Raw genomic sequence first — 16,818 nt, 5'->3', positions numbered from 1 at the left:
GATTCGTGGCTACTTGCTGACGGTGGAGGCGATCCGGCTGATCGGCTCGGACAGAGCGTTGATCACGTCGGACAGCTTCTTCAGGTCGTCCTTGGACAGGTCGGTGTGCAGCTTCCAGCCGTCGCCCTGGCGGTGGGTCTCGAGCGCGGCCTCGGCGGCGGCGAACTTCTCGTCCAGGGTCTTCACCAGCTCGGCGTCACGCTCCTCGAGGACCGGGCGGAGCGCCTGAACGGCGGCCTTGGAGCCCTGGAGGTTGGCGTCGAAGTCCCACAGGTCGGTGTGCGAGTAGCGGTCCTCCTCACCGGTGATCTTCCCGGTGGCGACCTCGTCGAGCAGGCCCTTGGCGCCGTTGCCGAGTTGGAGAGGCGAGAGCGTCGCCTCGTTCGACTTCTCGACGATGGTCTTGATGTCGGCCATCAGCTTGTCGGCGATCGGGCCGTCCTCACTGACGTCCTTCTCGACCCAGAGGTCCTTCTCGATGCGGTGGAAGCCGGTCCACTCCTGGCCCTTCTCCACGTCGTTCTCGCGGGCGTCGATCGCCGGGTCGAGGTCGCCGAAGATCTCGGCCACCGGCTCGATGCGCTCCCAGTAGGTCCGAGCGACCGGGTAGAGGTTCTTGGCCTTCTCGATGTCGCCGGCCTTGACGGCGTCCACGAACTCCTGGGTCTTGACGAGCAGCGTCTCGCTCTGGGTCTTGATGTAGCGCTTGTAGCTGGCGGTGGCCTCGGAGAGCTTGGCGTCGTCGCTCAGCGGCTTGTGCTCGCCGGTCACCTTCAGCGGGTTCCGGATGCCCTTGCCGATCATGCCCGGCTTGCACGTCGCCTCGTACGTCCCGGCGGGCAGCTCGACCATGACCTCACGGGTCAGGCCGGGCACGATGTTCTCCACCTCGCCCATCACCCGGTCGCCGCCGGCGTAGACGTAGAACTCCGTCACCTTGCTGCCGCTGTTGGTGATCTGGAAGGTCGAGGTGCCGGCGGGGAGCTCCGCCGTGGCGACCTTGCACTCGGTGTCGTTGGCCGCAACGGTGATCTTGTCAGGCTTGGCCGCGCCGCCGGACGCGGAGGAGTCGGTCGTGCCCGAGGAACAGGCGGCGGCGAGCAGGCCGAGGGCGGCGAGGGCGACGACGGCGGGGGTGCGCATTGCGGAGGACTCCAGTTCTGGGAAAGCAGGATGGGGCGTCGGACGGGGCGGTGGCCCGCGCTCAGGAGGCGGGCACGGTGGGGGTGTCCCCGGCCGGTACGGCAGGGCCCCGCGTCGTCTTCGGCCGGCCTGACGGGCGGAGGAAGAGAATGAGGACCGGGACGGCGTAGACGACCCACGCGACCATCTCCAGCACACTCGGCTGCGCCGTGATGTTGAACATGCCGCTCAGCAGCGCGGAGTACCAGGCGGACGGGTCGAGCACGCCGCTGATGTCGAAGGCGTAGGTGGTCAGCCCCGGCAGGATGTCGGCCTCCTGAAGGTCGTGCACGCCGTACTTGAAGATGCCGGCGGCGACCAGGATCAGCAGCAGGCCGGTCCAGGTGAAGAACTTGGTCAGGTTGATCCGCAGCGCGCTCTTGTAGAGGCCCCAGCCGAGCACGACGGACGTGAGCAGGCCGAGGCTGATGCCGATCAGCGGGCTCGCGGTCGCCGCGGCGCCCTGGGCGGCGGCGAACCAGATGAGGGCGGTCTCCAGACCTTCCCTGGCCACCGCGAGGAAGGCCATGACCACAACGGCGGTGGAGCCCAGCTCCAGGGCCTCGCCGAGCTTGCCGCGCAGGTCGCTGGACATCCGCCGCGCCGCCGTGCGCATCCAGAAGATCATGAACGTGACGAAGACGGTCGCGGCGATCGACGTGACCGCGTCGAACAGCTCCTGCTGCATCTGGTTCAGATGTGCGGCGGTGAAGGTGAGCAGGGCTCCGAACCCGACGGAGAGAGCGACGGCGCCGGCGACGCCCGCCCACACAAGTGGGAGACGGTCGCGGCGGTCGCTTTTCACGAGGAAGGCGACGAGTATGGAGACCACGAGGGTCGCCTCCAGGCCCTCACGAAGGCCGATGAGGTAGCTCGCGAACACGTGCCGCTCCTGCGAGATCGAGTAAGGGTTACCTTATTTAGGTCAGCGTTACCTTACCCGTCACCTGAGGCCCTCATCCAGGGGGGTACCCATTTGTCACTCCAGTGACGTTCGCCACGTCGCACCGCCTCCGGGCCGCTGTGAACCGGGCGATTAATGGGTGGCGGGCAGCAGGGGCGGTGCGTACAGTGAGGTCCGCCCTGTCACCTCCCGTCCGGAGAGCCCGTTGAAGTTCTGAGGTCGCCGACACCGCGCCCGTGACCGCCGCCCATCGCGGCAGGTCGGCGCATCGACCTCAGCGGACCGTCTCCTCGCAGGGTTCTCCGCCCAGGCTCCTCCGCCGGGCTCCCTCGCCGGGGTGTCCTCCCTTCCGGGCATGTGCCCGCGGTGTCCCTCGCATGTCGCGCGGCGGTAACCCCGTCGCACCGTTCGCCACGACCTAAGGGGAGCCGCCTCATGTCATTTCCGATCGTCTGCAGTGATCTGTCGTTCTCCTGGCCCGACGGCACGCCGGTGCTGGACGGGCTGGACCTCGCGTTCGGCACCGGCCGCACCGGCCTGATCGGGGTCAACGGCTCCGGCAAGTCCACGCTGCTCAGGATCATCACCGGAGAGCTGACCCCCGCCCGGGGATCGGCCGACGTCAATGGGGAGATCGGCTATCTGCCGCAGAACCTCCCGCTCGGCGCGAGCCGTACGGTCGGCGACCTGCTCGGCATCACGCCCGCGCGCGCCGTGCTGCACGCCGTCGAACGCGGAGAGATCGACGGCGTCGACTTCGACGCGATCGTGTGGGACGTCGAGGAGCGTGCCGGGGCGGAGCTGGCCCGGCTCGGCCTCGGCACGGTGGACCTCGACCGCACGGTGGCCACGCTGTCCGGAGGGGAGACGATCCTGGTCGGCCTGGCCGCTCTGTTCATGCGGCAGCCGGACGTGCTGCTGCTGGACGAGCCCACCAACAACCTCGACATCGACGCGCGCGAGCGCCTGTACGACGCCGTCACGTCGTGGACGAGGACCCTGGTGGTCGTCAGCCACGACCGGGCGCTGCTCGACCTGGTGGACCAGATCGTCGACCTGCCGGTCAGGCGGACGTTCGGCGGCACGTTCAGCGAGTACGAGGAGGTGCTGGCGGTCGAGCGGGAGGCGGCCGAGCGCATGGTCCGCGCGGCCGAGGGCGACGTCCGCCGCCAGAAGCGGGAGCTGGCCGAGGCCAGGACCAAGCTCGACCGCAGGGTTCGGTACGGCAAGAAGATGTACGACCAGAAACGCGAGCCGAAGATCATCATGCAGGAGCGCAAGCGCCAGGCGCAGGTGTCGGCGGGCAAGCACCGCTCCATGCACGAGGAGAAGCTGTCGGAGGCGCGCGACCGGCTGACCGAGGCGGAGGAGGCGGTGCGCGACGACGCCGAGATCCGGGTGAAGCTGCCCAGGACCGAGGTCCCCGCCGGTCGCACGGTGCTGACGGTCACCGGGCGGGCCCTCCGTGGTCCCGCGACCGCCGCACCGGTCACGATCGCGCCGATCGAGGCCGAGGGCGAAACCGAGGACAGGATCGAGGACGGGATCCCCCGGCCGGGCAAGGTCCTGGAGGAACTCGTCGTACGCGGGCCGGAGCGCATCGCCCTGCTCGGGGCCAACGGCTCGGGCAAGACCACCCTGCTCAGGAGGATCGCCGGCGAACTCGACGCGTCCGGGCTGGTCCAGGTGGACGTGCCGGTGCGCTACCTGCCGCAACGGCTCGACGTGCTGGACGACTCGCTCAGCATCCTGGAGAACGCCCGCGCGTTCGCGCCGACCGCGCCGGTCAACACGATCAGGGCGCAGCTCGCCCGGTTCCTGTTCCGGGGTGACCGGGTCGAGCAGGCGGCGGGCACACTCTCCGGCGGCGAGCGCTTCCGTGCCGTACTGGCCGCGCTGCTGTTGGCGGAGCCGGCGCCGCAACTCCTGCTGCTTGACGAGCCCACCAACAACCTCGACCTCGCCAGCGTGCGGCAGCTGTCGCAGGCGCTGGCGGCCTACCGGGGGGCACTGCTCGTGGCCGGCCACGACCTGCCCTTCCTGAGGTCGATCGGCGTGCGGCGCTGGCTCAGGACAGACCGCGACAGGGGGCTGGTCGAGATCGACGCCCCCTGACCCGGTCGCCGAGCACATCCGCGGCCGTCCGCCGGATCCGCTCCAGGGACGTGTTCCGCGGATCCGTCCGGGGTTTCCACCGAGAACCCGCCCCCGGACAAGAGCGGCAGGTCGGACGAGGCCGGTCGTTTCGTACGAGTCAATAGTCGGGAATCTTCCAGGTTGACACATCCTGACTCGTGCCGAGACAGTTGTGCGGGTGATCTCCCCGCGACTCTCCGCGCTCGCGCTCGCCGCGACCTTGACGTTGACCGTGACCGCCTGCACCTCGGGTGGGAGCCGGGGCTCCTCCGGCTCCGGCTCCGGCGGTTCCGCTTCGGGATCCTCCGGGGGATCGGCGTCGTCGCCGAGCGGAGCTCCCGCACTCACTCCGGAGGCGTACCAGGTCGAGCTGGACGCCGCCGGCCAGCCGGTGGCGAACGCGTTGCGGGACATCTCCAAGGCCCGCACGCTCAAGTCGCTCGGCCAGCGCGTACAGCGTGCGCAGACGGCCGTGGCGGCGGCGACGGAGCGGCTGGAGCCGCTGCGGCCGCCCGCCGAGATCGGCACCGAGCACACCGACTACCTGGCGGCGTTGCGCGCCATGGACGGCAAGCTCGACGAACTGGTCCAGGACGTGGACGGGCGGTCCCTCTGCACGGCGTCGAGCGTGCTCGCCCGGCTCGGCAAGTCCAGCGAGTTCGGGAACCTGAAGGAAGCCGGGGCCGATCTCGCCGGGGGAGGGGACTACCGCGGCGGCCTGATCAAGTTCTCGCCGCCGAAGGAGCGCACTCGCCGTCTCGCCAGCGGCACGATCCTGGTGTCGGGCATCCGCGGTGGGCGCGGCGGCCTGACCGTGAAGAACGGCACGGCCGGCGACAGCGTCGTCACCCTGGTCCTGGGCAAGAAGAAGGCCGTCAGCGTGTACGTCCGCAAGAGGTCGACGGCCAAGGTGTCCAACATCAAGGACGGCAAGTACCGCGTCTACTTCACGAGCGGCACCGACTACGACCGTGCGGCGCGGAGCTTCACCCGGAACTGCAACTTCTCGAAGTTCGACGACCCGCTGCCGTACAAGACGACCTACACCTCCACCCAGATCCGCTGGGACAACTGGACCCTGAGCCTCAACAAGGTCGTGGGCGGCAACGCCTCGACGAGCGACGTCTCCCCGGACGACTTCCCCGCCTGACGCCGCCCCGGCTTCGCTTCCCCGGTGGGCCTCCGCTGCGTGCCTCCGTCCCGCGGGTGCGCGGTGGCGGCCCGAACGATCATGCAGAGGTCTCCCGCTCGCGAAGCGCCTGTTCGGCCGCCTCCTGGACGCGGAACCTGGTCTGACGGCGGCGCCGGGAAGTCAGAGCCGCGACGACGATCCCGCAAAGGGCGATGAGGAGAAGCAGCAGTGCCCAGGGGATGGTCCAGGCGTGCGTGGTGCTCTCGACGGTGGCGAGCGGGGCGACCGAGCCCGACGCGTCGGTGAGCAGCGGGATGAGGGTGACCGTCCCCGTCAGTCTCAGCGCGGGAGCCACTCCGTGTACCGGCACGGAGACCTTCCAGGTGTCGCCCGGCAGCAGCTGGGGCGAGTCGTCGATCTGGGGCGCGTGGACGCCCAGGCGCCCGAAGGGGCCGGACGCGGCCACCGCTTGCCGAGCGGTGAGGATGGCGTTGCCCGTGTTGCGGATCGTGTACGTGACGGTGGCGTCACCCTTCCCGAACGGATTGGGCGTGCCCGAGTAGCGCACGCGCATGTCCTCTACAGACAGGGCCGGCTTGAGCTCTCCACCCACGCGCAGACGGATCCGGATGCCGAGACGCCGGTCCCCGTCGATCCCGTCCGCTGCGCCGGCCCGGGTCGGCGAGGTGACGATGCCGCCCATGTATTCGCCGGGCGCGGCGTTGTCCGGAAGAGCGACCGTGAACGGCATCTCGACCGACTCGCCGGGCCGGACCGTCACGTCCGGCCGGTTCGTGTGGACCCACGCACCCACCCCTGCCGACTTCGCGTCCCTGGTGATCAGGTCAAGCCGGCCCTGCTCGGTGGTGAATCCGTCCGCGGCATAAACGACCATATGGAGCGGCGTTGTGCCGTGGTTGACGATCACGAGACCGTCCTCGAGCCGCCCGCCCGGGTCGAGGGTGTAGTTGTAGTTCGGCCGGCCGGTCCCGAAGTCGCCCGAGGCCGTCGTGACCGCCCAGGAGACCTCACCGTCCGCCGCCGCGGCAGGTCCTGTCCCCACTCCGAGGAAGCCGAGCGCGGCGAGCAGCACCACGACGCCGGCCTGGGCGAGGAATCCGGCGGCTGTGGTCGTACGCGGTCTGGGCGGGTGCATCTGATGGTCCTCGGGCAGTTCTGGAAGCGGTGGGATGGAAGACGTGGCGTGGGGTGGGCACCCGGCGGTGCCCACCCCACCAGTCGGGGTGGGCCGGATCGGCTCGGCGCGGTGAGCGTGAGGTGCCCGGCGTCACCCTCGGTCGGCTACTGAAGCCAGCCGGACGCAGCCGCGGTCGGCTTGTTCGCGTCGCCCTTGTTGTCCTGCGTGTGGATCACAACCTTGTCGACGGCGGAGCCGACCCCCGGAGCGGCGTCGGCACCGTTGTTCGGGCCGCACCACTTCACCTGGCCGAGCTCCACCGCGGCGTTGGGGGCGGCGCAGGTGCCGCTGCGGATGTTCTCGACGACGAGCTTGTTGCCGCGCACCTGGATCCTCACGTAGGTGCGGACGTGTTCCTGGTCCTCCACCGAGTTGGCCCAGTGGCTCTTGGGGTTCAGCGGGTCGGGACCGAAGTTCGGGTCCTTGGTCACGTCGGGAGCGGTGAGGTCGTAGTACTTCGAACCCGACGCGGAGTTCGCCGTCACATAGATGACACCGCCCGGGCCCTTGACCACCGAGTCGGCACCGGGCTGCTCGTCCTTGTCGGCCTTCTGACCGTTCTTGATCACGTAGCTACGGGAGTAGCTGTGGTCGTGACCCTGCAGGACCAGGTCGACGCCGAGCTTCGAGAAGGCGGTCGGGAAGTCCTGACGACGCTGCTTGTTGTCGCCGTCGTTCGCGTGGGCGGCCGGCGAGTAGATCGCGTGGTGGTAGATGAGCACCGTGTGCTTCGCGTCGGCGCCGTGCTCCTTGACGACATCGGTGATGTAGTCGATGTGCGCGGCGTCGGAGCCATTGGTGTAGGCGTTGCTGTTGATGTCGATGAACAGGACGTTCTTGTACTTGAACCAGTAGTCACCGCCCGACCGGGTCGCCGCGCTGCCGTTGTAGTACGGCGCGGAGCGGTCGGTGTTCGGCGTCCAGAAGTGCTGCTCGTACGCCCTGCCGCCGACGTCGTGGTTGCCGATGGTGGCGGCCCACGGGTACTGGCGCAGCTTGTCGGGCGCGAGGAACGCGTTCCACTGCGTCTCGGTGTTGGCGGTCTCGACCTGGTCACCGCCCGAGACCAGCAGCTCGGCCTTCGGGTTGGCGGCGAGGGCGACGTCCAGGGTGTCGAGCCACCCGGCACCGTCCTTCGCCACATTGCCGGACGAGCCGATCTGCGGGTCGCCGAAGAACAGGAAGTCGAGGTTGTTGCCGTTGAAGTCCTGGGTCGTGAAGGAGTACGTCGGGGACCAAGCGCCCTCGACACCCACACGGTAGGAGTACGCGGTGTTCTGCTTCAGGCTGTCGATCGTCCCGTGAGCGTTGTAGCCGCCGTTGACGCTGTTGGCGGTGACCGTGGCCGGGAAGGTGACGGCGCTTGTGGGGAACTCGCCGTTGACGAGCTTGGACGTCGGCGCGACCTGGATCACCTGCGCGGTGCCGGCCGAGGAGTACCACGACACGACGCGCTGCGTTTCGTTGGCGCCCACACCGAGGACGATGCCGGTGAGCGTCGCGCTGTCAGCGTGGGCCGCGGTCGTCAGGCCGCTGCCGAACACAGCGGTGACACCGATGGCCGCGGCGGTGGCGCTCATGGCGACCCGGCGCAGAACAGGCCCGGGGCCCTGTGTCCCCTTGTCGAGCTTCATTGGTTTCCATCCATTTGGGGTTATTAGTGAGGTTTGTCAAGATTCCGTAAAGCGGTGACTCGGAGGTGAACGTGGGGTGGGCGGCCTGTTGCGCTTGCCGGAAGTTGTGACGTGATCTCAGATTCCGAGAACTCGTTGCACGAACCACACCAGGCCCATCACGGACACACCCGCTGCCATCACCCCGGTCGTCCACAGCCCCGCCGCCGGTCGGCGGTGGCGCAGCAGGGCGAGCAGCGGGAAGACGACGACGATGATCGCCAGCTGGACGGCTTCGATGCCCACGTTGAAGACGAGGAGCGACCACAGAAGCGTCCACGACCAGGCCTGGTCGATCCCCAGTGCCGCGGCGAAGCCGAGCCCGTGCACGAGGCCGAAGCAGAAGACCACCGCGAGCCGCGTCCAGCCCGCGCGGTCCAGGCTGAGGTGGCCGCGGCTGAGCGTCGCGAGTTCTGCGGCGTGCGATCGGCGTCGCCGGATCCGCCACAGATGCCAGCCGGCGACGACCGCGATCGAGAGGGCGATGACGGGCTCGACGAACGACGCGGGCACCTCCACGAGGCCGAGGGCGGCGAGGATGAAGGTCACCGAGTGAGCCAGCGTGAAGGTCGTCGCCGCCAGCACGATCTCGCGCAGGCGGCGCGATCCCGCGATGAGCGCCAGCAGGAAGAGGATGTGGTCGAGTCCGCTGAGCAGGTGCTCGGCTCCGAGTCGGAAGAACTGCCAGAACCGCTCGAACCAGGACTGCCGCGTGGAGAACGACCGATGCTGAGCGTCGAGGGCGGTGCTTCCGGACTTCAGGTCGAGGTCGTAGGTGACGATCGTCTTGCTGTCGCGTACATAGCCCTCTGAGCCCGGGAACAGCCCGCTGCGCACCTCGTGCGCGTCAGCGGACTCCGGGCACCGGTAGTCGAGGATCAGCAGCGCGTACGGGACACCCTCGCGTTGCCCGACCGTGAAGTCGCCGTCCCGGACCGGGGTGCACGCCTTGCCCCCGGTCGTGACGCCGAAGCGCTCGGTCACGTACGCGACCACCGAGTCGGCGTGGGCGTCGAGCGCGGCGGCCTGCTCCGCCGCGTCACCGGCCTCGAACGCCGCGGTGCCCGCTCGGAAGAGCGGATCATCCTTCTCGTTGTCGGCGGCGGAGACGACCAGCAGGTCGTACTCCAGTTGGAGCTCGGTGCGGACGTGCCCGGTTTCGGGCGAGGCGAGGTCGGCGTAAACCGTCGAGGTGAACCCGTGGGCGAGAGCGGGCGCGGCACTGAGCAGGACGGCCACGGCTACGGCGGCGATGACGGCACCGGCACGACGCCGAGTGGCGGGGGACATATAACTCCTTTTCGGGCTTGGCGTACGAAATCTGCTCGGCTGAGATGAACGAACGGCATCTCGCGGTCGAACCGGTGACGAACCAAGCCCGGCGGGTGACGGCCCCCGCCCCGAAGGCCCCGAACAATGAGGTAGGAAGTAGGCGCACTTCCCGCCACCCCCGGAGGACGATCTCTATGCGCTCTCGACTCCTGCCTGCCAGCACACTGGCCGCGGCAGTCGCGACCGCTCTACTGCTCAGCGGATGCGGCTCCGGCGACGACTGGTCCCGGCCGCACGCGAAGCCCACCGCCGTCGGCACCCCCGGCGCGGGGTTCTTCCCGGACGCTTCGCCCGCCCCGGAGGCGACGATCACGCCGCGACCCGGCTCCTGGAACGGGGTCCGTCCGTCGGAGGGCTACCGCGTGGTGCTGCTCACCGTGGGGGACGACCCTCAGACCGAAACGCTGGTGAGCGCCGTGACGGAGTGGGCCGAGGAGGAGAACGTCAGCCTCAAGACCCTCACGGCCACGCGGCCGGACCAGTTCGTTCCGCGCATCAGCAGCGCGATCGCCATGAAGCCCGACCTCATCGTCAGCGCCGGCAACGACCTCATCGACGCCCTGGCCCTGGTCACTCCCAACCACCTCGACCAGCAGTTCCTCGTGGTCGGCGCCGAACTGGCCGAGCCCACGGCGAACGTCACCGCCGCCGACTGGACCGGTGCGTCGTTCCGCGGCGAGGGCCTCGGCATGTCCTCGACGTACGATCCCGCCACCTTCACCCCCGAACGCGCCGGGCGCGCCGTCCGGGCCGGTGCCGCGGCCGTGCTCAACGGCTTGACCGGCATCGTGATCTGGCTCGACTAGGGAGTGTGCAACACACGCTGCCTGTCGGCGAGAGGAAACGGCAAGGGCCGCGATCCTTTGTGAATCGCGGCCCTCGGGCTCCAGGAGCCAGGCTTCGCCCCCGCGGGCTCCGGGCGGTCCGCCTTCGGCCCGCCGGTCCGGCCTGCTGCTCCCGGTCGTTCAGCTTGAGAACAGCATGCCCACCCAGCTGCGGTCGCGGCGGTGGCCGTAGTGCCCACCACCGTGGCCGCCGTGCGGAGCGCCCCAGCCCGGGGCTCCGTGCGCGGGCGGCGGTGGCGGCGCGTAGCTCTGCTGCGCCCACTGGGTCTCCAGGCGGGTCAGCGTCTCCAGCTCGCCGTAGTCGAGGAAGATGCCGCGGCAGTTGTCACACTGCTCGATGTGGATCCCGTTGCGGTCGAACGTCCGCATGTTGCCGCGGCACTTGGGGCACTGCATCAGGAATCGTCTCCTTGATCGCGTTGCTGCTCCGTACTGCTTTGTATTGCATCGTGCTGCTCTGTGCTGCTTTGGACCGCCCGGCGACCGCTTCGCCTCAGGCGGGCGCGGCCGCGAGGATCCTCCGGCAGGAGGAGACCAGCGCCCGCGCCGCGTCGTCGAGTGGTCGCCCGGCGCGGCTCGCCGTCGCGACCGCTGTCGCGGCCAGTTGGACGGTCAACGCCCGGGCCGGCAGGTCGAGTTCCCTCCACGGATCGTCGGCGCCGACCGCGCGCCCGCCTGCGGCGATGTAGGCCCCGAGGAACCGGTCCCATGCCGAGGTGGCGAGCAGTCCGGCCGCGAACCAGGCGGCGGGCCGGGCCAGATCCCACGCGGGATCGCCGACGCCGAGATCGTCCGGGTCGATCAGCGTCCACGTCCCGCCGATCCTGACGAGCTGGCCGAGGTGCCAGTCTCCGTGCACCAGCGTGCTCCGTCCGGCCGGGTCCCGGCCGTCCGGCGGCATCGGACGGCCCGGACGCGCCGCATGTCCCAGCCCTTCCAGCTCTCCCGGCTCTCCAGGTCCTCCCGTGGCGTCGTGGCTCCAGGGCAGCGTTTCGTACGCGCCGCGGATCTCGGGCGGGACGTCGTCCAGCCCGTCGAGTGCGGCGACCGCGCGCACGAGGCGTGCGTGACCGCCGTCCGGGGGCAGCCCCGCGGGCAGGGGGTGGTCGTGCAGCCGGGCCAGCAGCCGTGCCCCCTCCTCCCACGGGGCGTGGTCGTCGCCGGCCTCCAGATCCGCGGGGGTCAGCGGCTCGCCCGCCGGCCAGAGCGTGACGAGCCGGGTGCCCAGCCGCTCCAGGCGGAGAGGGGCGAGCATCAGGCCGGGCAGCCGTCCGGCGGCATCCAGCCGGACGCGCAGGTCCGCCTCGGAGGTCCTCTCGGGATGCGCCTTCAGCACCACATCGCCCACCCGGACCACCACGACTCCGGCGGCGTCGCCCCACGCGGCGGCGCCGGAACCCTGCTTGAGCACCGCCACCGGGCCCTCGTGAGGTGCGAGCCGGACGAGATCGCCGATCAGCTCGGCGGTGGTCCGCCCGAGTCCCGGCGCAGGCCGTTCGAGCCCTCCGGGGGACCGCCCGCCGTCCGCCTCCGCCGCCCCCGCCGTCTGTGCCTCGCGCGGGTCCGGGGGGCCGGCCGGGTCTCCGTCCGGGGGTGCCGCGTCCGCCGCTCCGGCGGTGGGGGACGCTCCGGCGGTGGGGGACGCTCCGTCGCGCGAGGCGATCGGAGCCGGTGCCGACAGTTCGATCACGCGTTCAGCCTATGGTGCCTGTATGAAGATTGGCTTCGCCGTACCGGTCTCGGGCTCGTGGGCGACACCGGGGAACATGAAGCGCATCGCGCGCCGTGCCGAGGAACTGGGCTACCACGAGGTGTGGACCTTCCAGCGGTTGCTCTATCCGGTCGGCCACCCGATGGGGCCGGTGTACCGGAGCGTCCAGGATCCGATCGTCAGCCTGTCCTACCTGGCGGGCCTCACCGACCGGGTCCGGCTCGGCGTCGCGGTGCTGAACCTGCCGTTCGTCTCTCCCGCTCTGATGGCCAAGCAGCTCGCCACCCTCCAGGACGTGTCGGGAGGGCGGCTCGACGTCGGGCTCGGCCTCGGCTGGCTTCCGGAGGAGTTCCTGGCGTCCGGCGTGCCGATGGAACGCCGTGGCAGGCGAGGGGAGGAGTACGTCGAGATCCTCCGCCGCCTCTGGACGGAGGACGTGGTGGAGCACAAGGGCGAGTTCTACGAACTGCCGCCCATTCATCAGGATCCGAAGCCCGTCCCGGCGCCGCCGATCCTGATGGGCGGCACGGCCGCCGTGGCGCTCCGGAGGGCGGGGAGGATCGCCGACGGGTGGATCAGTTCCAGCCGCGCCGATCTGGGCGCGATCGACGAGCAGATCGCCGTCGTCAAGGACGCGGCACGCGAGGCGGGGCGTGATCCCGGCAGACTGCGCTTCGTCTGCCGGGGAGTCACCCGGGTACGCGCGACCGACGAGGGGCCGCTCGCCGGCTCCTACGAGAAGATCCGCGCCGATGTGGCGGCCCTCGGGGCGAAGGGCGTGACGGAGGTCTTCCACGATCTCAACTTCGACCCGGAGATCGGCAACCCGGACGCGGATCCCGTCGAGTCGATGCGCCGGGCCGAGGAGGCGCTCGAAGCGCTCGCCCCCACTCCGTCCTGACCCGTGCCCCGGCGGGCGCGTCGCCTCGCCCGCCGGGCTATGCCGTCATGCCGTGGACCCGGGCGATGAGCTCGTAGGAACGCAGCCGTGCCTCGGCGCCGTGCACCATCGTGGTGATCATCAGTTCGTCGGCGCCGGTGCGCTTGCGCAGCTCGTCCAGACCTGCGCGGACGCCTTCGGCGTCTCCGTGCACCACGTTGGACAGCCGCTCGCGGACGAAGTCCATCTCCATCGGGGTGAACGGGTACGCCTCGGCGGTCTCCGGTGAGGGGAACAGGCCCGGCTTGCCGCGGCGCATGCGCAGCCACGACAGCGCGCCCGGCATGGCCTGCCGGAGCGCCTCCGCCTCCGTGTCCGCCGCGACGGCCGCCACACCGATCAGCGCGTACGGCTCCGCGAGCACCTCGGACGGCCGGAACGAGGACCGGTAGAGGTCGAGCGCGGGCTCGGTGTTCTCCGCGCTGAAGTGGTGGGCGAAGGCGAAAGGCAGCCCGAGCAGCCCGGCCAGCCTGGCGCTGAATCCGCTGGATCCGAGCAGCCAGATGGGCGGCCGGTCGTCGGTCCTGGGGATCGCCTGGATCCGCGCGTACGGATGGTCCTCGGGGAACGCGCCGTCGAGGAAGGAGGTCAGCTCGGCCACCTGCTGGGGGAACTCGTTCGGATCGACGTCGGCGGAGCGGCGCAGGGCGTTCGCGGTCGCCATGTCGGTGCCCGGCGCGCGGCCGAGGCCGAGGTCGATCCGGCCGGGATGCAGCGCGTGCAGCGTGCCGAACTGTTCGGCGACGACCAGCGGAGCGTGGTTGGGCAGCATGACGCCGCCGGAGCCGACCCTGATCGTGCGCGTCGCCGCCGCCAGATGGGCGATGATCACGGCGGGGGAGGAGCTGGCCACGCCGGGCATGCCGTGGTGTTCGGCGACCCAGATGCGGTGGTAGCCCCACTCCTCGGCGCGTCGGGCCAGCTCGGTGCTCGCCCGGAGCGAGTCGGCGGGAGTGCTTCCCTCGCCGACGGTCGCGAGTTCGAGGATCGACAAGGGGGCGTCGGCCGTCCCGCGCGGGACGCCGCGAATGATGTCCGTGGTCACGCCCCGAACAACCGGAGTGGTTTTCCGTTTATTTCGGATGTCTCGGTTTTTTTGCTGTCACGGCGCGTCCGCGATCCGCCGACGCGCGGCCGCCGGCGCCGTGATCACCCGAAGCCCTCGGAGAGACCCCGCGTGATCACGGCCGGCTCGGACCGGTTCAGAGGACCTTGGACAGGAACGCCTGTGTACGGGCGTGCTGGGGGTTGGTCAGCACCTCGCGCGGGACGCCCTGCTCGACGACCACGCCGCCGTCCATGAAGACCAGCGAGTCGCCGACCTCTCTGGCGAAGCCCATCTCGTGGGTGACGACCACCATGGTCATGCCCTCTCGGGCCAGGTCGCGCATGACGTCCAGGACCTCGCCGACGAGCTCCGGGTCCAGAGCGGAGGTGGGCTCGTCGAACAGCATGAGCTTGGGCTGCATCGCGAGCGCCCGCGCGATGGCGACGCGCTGCTGCTGGCCGCCGGACAGCTGTGAGGGATAGTTGCCCATCCGGTCGGACAGGCCCACCCGCTCCATCAGCTGCTCGGCCCTGGCCTTGGCGGCGTCCCGGCTCTCGCCCTTGACGAGGATCGGCGCCTCCATGACGTTCTGCAGCGCCGTCATGTGCGGGAAGAGGTTGAACCGCTGGAACACCATGCCGATGTCCCTGCGCTGCGCGGCGACCTCCTTCTCGCGGAGCTCGTACAGCTTGTCGCCACGCTGGCGGTAGCCGACGAGGTGCCCGTCGACCCACAGCCGGCCCGCGTCGATCTTCTCCAGGTGGTTGATGCAGCGCAGGAAGGTGGACTTCCCGGATCCGGAAGGACCGACGACGCACATCACCTCGCCCTGCCGTACCTGCAGGTCGATGCCCTTGAGAACCTCCACGTGGCCGAAGTTCTTGCAGACCTGCTCGGCCTTCACCATCAGGTCGCCCATCGGCATGTCCGTCTGTTCGCTCACCGGGAGTACCCCTTGCCGTAGTAGCGCTCGAGGTAGTGCTGCCCGATCATCATGATCGACGAAAGGAACAGGTACCAGAGGCAGGCCATGACCAGCATGGGGATGATCTGGTAGGTGTGCGAGTAGATGTTCTGCACGGTGAACGTCAGTTCCAGGTACGGGATGGCCGCGACCAGGGCGGTGTTCTTCAGCATCGAGATCGCCTCGTTGCCGGTGGGCGGTGCGATCACTCGCATGGCCTGGGGCAGGATGATCCGGCGCAGCGTCTGCGGCCTGGTCAGACCGAGCGCGCTGGCCGCCTCCTGCTGGCCCTCGTCCACCGACTGTATGCCACCGCGCACGATCTCGGCCATGTAGGCCGCCTCGTTGAAGATCAGACCGAGCGCCGCCGCCGCGGCCGCGCTGTACAGCGCGTTGGTCTGCGCGGTGACGAACTCCGGGCCGAACGGGATGCCCAGTCCCAGAGTGGGGAAGAGGGCTCCGATGTTCCCCCAGATCAGCAACTGGGTGAACAGCGGCGTGCCGCGGAAGACCCAGATGTACAGCCAGGCCGCGCCGCGCAGCAGCGGGTTGGCGGACAGCCGCATCAGCGCGAGCACGATGCCGAGGACGACACCGCCGATCATGGCGGCGACGGTCAGCCAGATCGTGTTGCGCACACCATCGAGGACCGCGGGCGAGAACAGGTACTTGAGCTGCTCGGACCAGTTGTACGCCTCGTTGGTGACCAGGTTGTTGATCAGCATCGCGGCCAGCACCGCGACCGCCACCCCGGCCACCCAGCGGCCGGGGTGACGCACCGGTACGGCTTTGACCGCCGCGGGACGCGGCTCTGTTTCGCCGACCGACATGGATCAGCCGCCGGCGCCGTTGATCACCGGGGTCGTGATGGCGCCGTCCTGGACGCCCCACTTCTCAAGGATCTTCGTGTAGGTACCGTCCGCGATGAGCTCCTTGAGCGCGCCGAGGACCGCGTCCTTCATCGTGCCCGAGTTCTTCCCGACGGCGAAGCCGTAGGGGGCCGCGTCGTAGACCTGCCCGATGACCTCGAGCTTGTCACCGGTCTCCTTGACGGCGTAGCCGACGATGGGGGAGTCGGCGAGCATGCCGTCGATCTTGCCGGAGACCAGGTCCGCGTTGACCTCGGTCTGCCCCTTGCGCACGACCTGCTCGATCGCGGGCTTGCCGTCCTTGACGCACTTCTCGCTGCGGGCCTTGATGTCGTCGACCTCGACCGTGCCCTGCTGGACGCCGATCTTCTTGCCGCAGGCGTCGTCGGGGTTGACGCCCTTGGGGTTGCCCTTCAGCGCGGCCCACGAGACACCGGCCGAGTAGTACGTCACGAAGTCGACGACCTTCTCGCGCTCGGCGTTGTCGGTGAACGACGAGACGCCGAGCTCGTACTTGCCGGACTGGATGCCCGGAATGATCGTGTCGAAGCCGGCGTTCTGGAAGTCGGCCTTGAGACCGAGCTTGGCGGCGAGCGCCTCGCCCAGCTCGACCTCCCAGCCGACGATCTTCTGGGTGGCCGGGTCGACGGACTCGTTGGGCGGGTAGGAGGCGTCGCTGCCGATGAGGATCTTGCCGTCCGCCGCGATGTTCTCCGGTACGAGCTTGGCCAGCGCGCTCTGGGCGCTGGGGGCCGGAGCAGCGGTGTCAGTGCCGGCGGTGTCGTCGCCGCCGCATGCCGAGAGGGTGAGCCCCGCGGCGATGGCGAGCGCGCCGACCGCCGCGATACGGCGCCGCGTGATTGATCGTGGAAGCACGAGGCACT

At 69.8% G+C, this 16,818-nt stretch carries 15 protein-coding genes; 4 read left to right on the top strand and 11 right to left on the bottom strand.

The window, feature by feature from the left end; genetic code table 11:
• Positions 1-9: 9 nt before the first annotated feature.
• The gene (gene efeO / locus IMZ11_RS18535; protein WP_228643094.1) at positions 10-1,143 is read right to left on the bottom strand and encodes an iron uptake system protein EfeO; all 1,134 of its coding nucleotides are present in this window, start codon (positions 1,141-1,143) and stop codon (positions 10-12) included.
• 61 nt (positions 1,144-1,204) lie between these two features.
• On the bottom strand, positions 1,205-2,065 hold the full coding sequence (gene efeU / locus IMZ11_RS18530) for an iron uptake transporter permease EfeU (protein WP_228643092.1): 861 nt from the start codon (positions 2,063-2,065) through the stop codon (positions 1,205-1,207).
• 456 nt (positions 2,066-2,521) lie between these two features.
• Here efeU and IMZ11_RS18525 point away from each other — a divergent pair, with 456 nt between their 5' ends.
• Together IMZ11_RS18525 and IMZ11_RS18520 are read left to right on the top strand one after the other, a co-directional pair.
• The gene (locus tag IMZ11_RS18525; protein WP_228643090.1) at positions 2,522-4,201 is read left to right on the top strand and encodes an ABC-F family ATP-binding cassette domain-containing protein; all 1,680 of its coding nucleotides are present in this window, start codon (positions 2,522-2,524) and stop codon (positions 4,199-4,201) included.
• Positions 4,202-4,400: 199 nt separating this feature from the next.
• The gene (locus tag IMZ11_RS18520; RefSeq protein ID WP_228643088.1) at positions 4,401-5,372 is read left to right on the top strand and encodes a hypothetical protein; all 972 of its coding nucleotides are present in this window, start codon (positions 4,401-4,403) and stop codon (positions 5,370-5,372) included.
• A gap of 79 nt (positions 5,373-5,451) precedes the next feature.
• On the opposite strand, the gene IMZ11_RS18515 is transcribed toward IMZ11_RS18520, so the two are convergent.
• The 3 genes from IMZ11_RS18515 to IMZ11_RS18505 form a co-directional block, all read right to left on the bottom strand.
• Complete coding sequence (locus IMZ11_RS18515) at positions 5,452-6,510, bottom strand: DUF916 domain-containing protein (protein WP_228643086.1); 1,059 nt, start codon at positions 6,508-6,510, stop codon at positions 5,452-5,454.
• Between the two features lie 146 nt (positions 6,511-6,656).
• Positions 6,657-8,186, bottom strand: a complete 1,530-nt coding sequence (locus IMZ11_RS18510) for a metallophosphoesterase family protein (RefSeq protein ID WP_228643084.1) — start codon at positions 8,184-8,186, stop codon at positions 6,657-6,659.
• A 117-nt stretch (positions 8,187-8,303) separates the two neighbouring features.
• Positions 8,304-9,515: a HupE/UreJ family protein gene (locus tag IMZ11_RS18505; RefSeq protein WP_228643081.1), complete on the bottom strand. Its 1,212-nt coding sequence runs from the start codon at positions 9,513-9,515 to the stop codon at positions 8,304-8,306.
• A 176-nt stretch (positions 9,516-9,691) separates the two neighbouring features.
• On the opposite strand from IMZ11_RS18505, the gene IMZ11_RS18500 reads away from it, so the two are divergent.
• Complete coding sequence (locus IMZ11_RS18500; RefSeq protein ID WP_228643079.1) at positions 9,692-10,363, top strand: hypothetical protein; 672 nt, start codon at positions 9,692-9,694, stop codon at positions 10,361-10,363.
• A gap of 159 nt (positions 10,364-10,522) precedes the next feature.
• Here IMZ11_RS18500 and IMZ11_RS18495 read toward each other — a convergent pair whose 3' ends face one another.
• Complete coding sequence (locus tag IMZ11_RS18495; RefSeq protein WP_228643077.1) at positions 10,523-10,798, bottom strand: zf-TFIIB domain-containing protein; 276 nt, start codon at positions 10,796-10,798, stop codon at positions 10,523-10,525.
• A gap of 97 nt (positions 10,799-10,895) precedes the next feature.
• A complete protein-coding gene (locus IMZ11_RS18490) occupies positions 10,896-12,092 on the bottom strand; it encodes a phosphotransferase family protein (protein ID WP_228643075.1) in 1,197 nt (398 codons plus the stop codon).
• 22 nt (positions 12,093-12,114) lie between these two features.
• Between IMZ11_RS18490 and IMZ11_RS18485 the strand changes: the two genes are divergently transcribed.
• Complete coding sequence (locus tag IMZ11_RS18485) at positions 12,115-13,014, top strand: TIGR03619 family F420-dependent LLM class oxidoreductase (RefSeq protein ID WP_228643073.1); 900 nt, start codon at positions 12,115-12,117, stop codon at positions 13,012-13,014.
• Between the two features lie 37 nt (positions 13,015-13,051).
• Here the strand turns inward: IMZ11_RS18485 and IMZ11_RS18480 are convergent, their stop codons facing one another.
• The 4 genes from IMZ11_RS18480 to IMZ11_RS18465 form a co-directional block, all read right to left on the bottom strand.
• Complete coding sequence (locus IMZ11_RS18480) at positions 13,052-14,098, bottom strand: LLM class flavin-dependent oxidoreductase (protein ID WP_228643071.1); 1,047 nt, start codon at positions 14,096-14,098, stop codon at positions 13,052-13,054.
• A gap of 157 nt (positions 14,099-14,255) precedes the next feature.
• The gene (locus IMZ11_RS18475; protein ID WP_374462321.1) at positions 14,256-15,026 is read right to left on the bottom strand and encodes an amino acid ABC transporter ATP-binding protein; all 771 of its coding nucleotides are present in this window, start codon (positions 15,024-15,026) and stop codon (positions 14,256-14,258) included.
• A gap of 14 nt (positions 15,027-15,040) precedes the next feature.
• On the bottom strand, positions 15,041-15,895 hold the full coding sequence (locus IMZ11_RS18470) for an amino acid ABC transporter permease (protein WP_228643069.1): 855 nt from the start codon (positions 15,893-15,895) through the stop codon (positions 15,041-15,043).
• Positions 15,896-15,898: 3 nt separating this feature from the next.
• Positions 15,899-16,810 (bottom strand): ABC transporter substrate-binding protein, encoded by a 912-nt coding sequence (locus IMZ11_RS18465; RefSeq protein ID WP_228643067.1) that lies wholly within the window; start codon positions 16,808-16,810, stop codon positions 15,899-15,901.
• Between the last annotated feature and the right edge of the window lie 8 nt (positions 16,811-16,818).

This window comes from Microtetraspora sp. AC03309 (genome assembly GCF_020826795.1).
GTDB lineage: Bacteria > Actinomycetota > Actinomycetes > Streptosporangiales > Streptosporangiaceae > Microtetraspora > Microtetraspora glauca.
Note: the sequence above shows the minus strand (reverse complement) of the source record. Positions and strands in the feature narration are given on the sequence as shown.

Coding starts and splice junctions, on each gene's coding strand:
- efeO (WP_228643094.1), bottom strand. CDS start 1,143: ATGCGCACCCCCGCCGTCGTCGCCCTCGCCGCCCTCGGCCTGCTCGCC.
- IMZ11_RS18525 (WP_228643090.1), top strand. CDS start 2,522: ATGTCATTTCCGATCGTCTGCAGTGATCTGTCGTTCTCCTGGCCCGAC.
- IMZ11_RS18515 (WP_228643086.1), bottom strand. CDS start 6,510: ATGCACCCGCCCAGACCGCGTACGACCACAGCCGCCGGATTCCTCGCC.
- IMZ11_RS18510 (WP_228643084.1), bottom strand. CDS start 8,186: ATGAAGCTCGACAAGGGGACACAGGGCCCCGGGCCTGTTCTGCGCCGG.
- IMZ11_RS18505 (WP_228643081.1), bottom strand. CDS start 9,515: ATGTCCCCCGCCACTCGGCGTCGTGCCGGTGCCGTCATCGCCGCCGTA.
- IMZ11_RS18500 (WP_228643079.1), top strand. CDS start 9,692: ATGCGCTCTCGACTCCTGCCTGCCAGCACACTGGCCGCGGCAGTCGCG.
- IMZ11_RS18495 (WP_228643077.1), bottom strand. CDS start 10,798: ATGCAGTGCCCCAAGTGCCGCGGCAACATGCGGACGTTCGACCGCAAC.
- IMZ11_RS18485 (WP_228643073.1), top strand. CDS start 12,115: ATGAAGATTGGCTTCGCCGTACCGGTCTCGGGCTCGTGGGCGACACCG.
- IMZ11_RS18475 (WP_374462321.1), bottom strand. CDS start 15,026: ATGCCGATGGGCGACCTGATGGTGAAGGCCGAGCAGGTCTGCAAGAAC.
- IMZ11_RS18470 (WP_228643069.1), bottom strand. CDS start 15,895: ATGTCGGTCGGCGAAACAGAGCCGCGTCCCGCGGCGGTCAAAGCCGTA.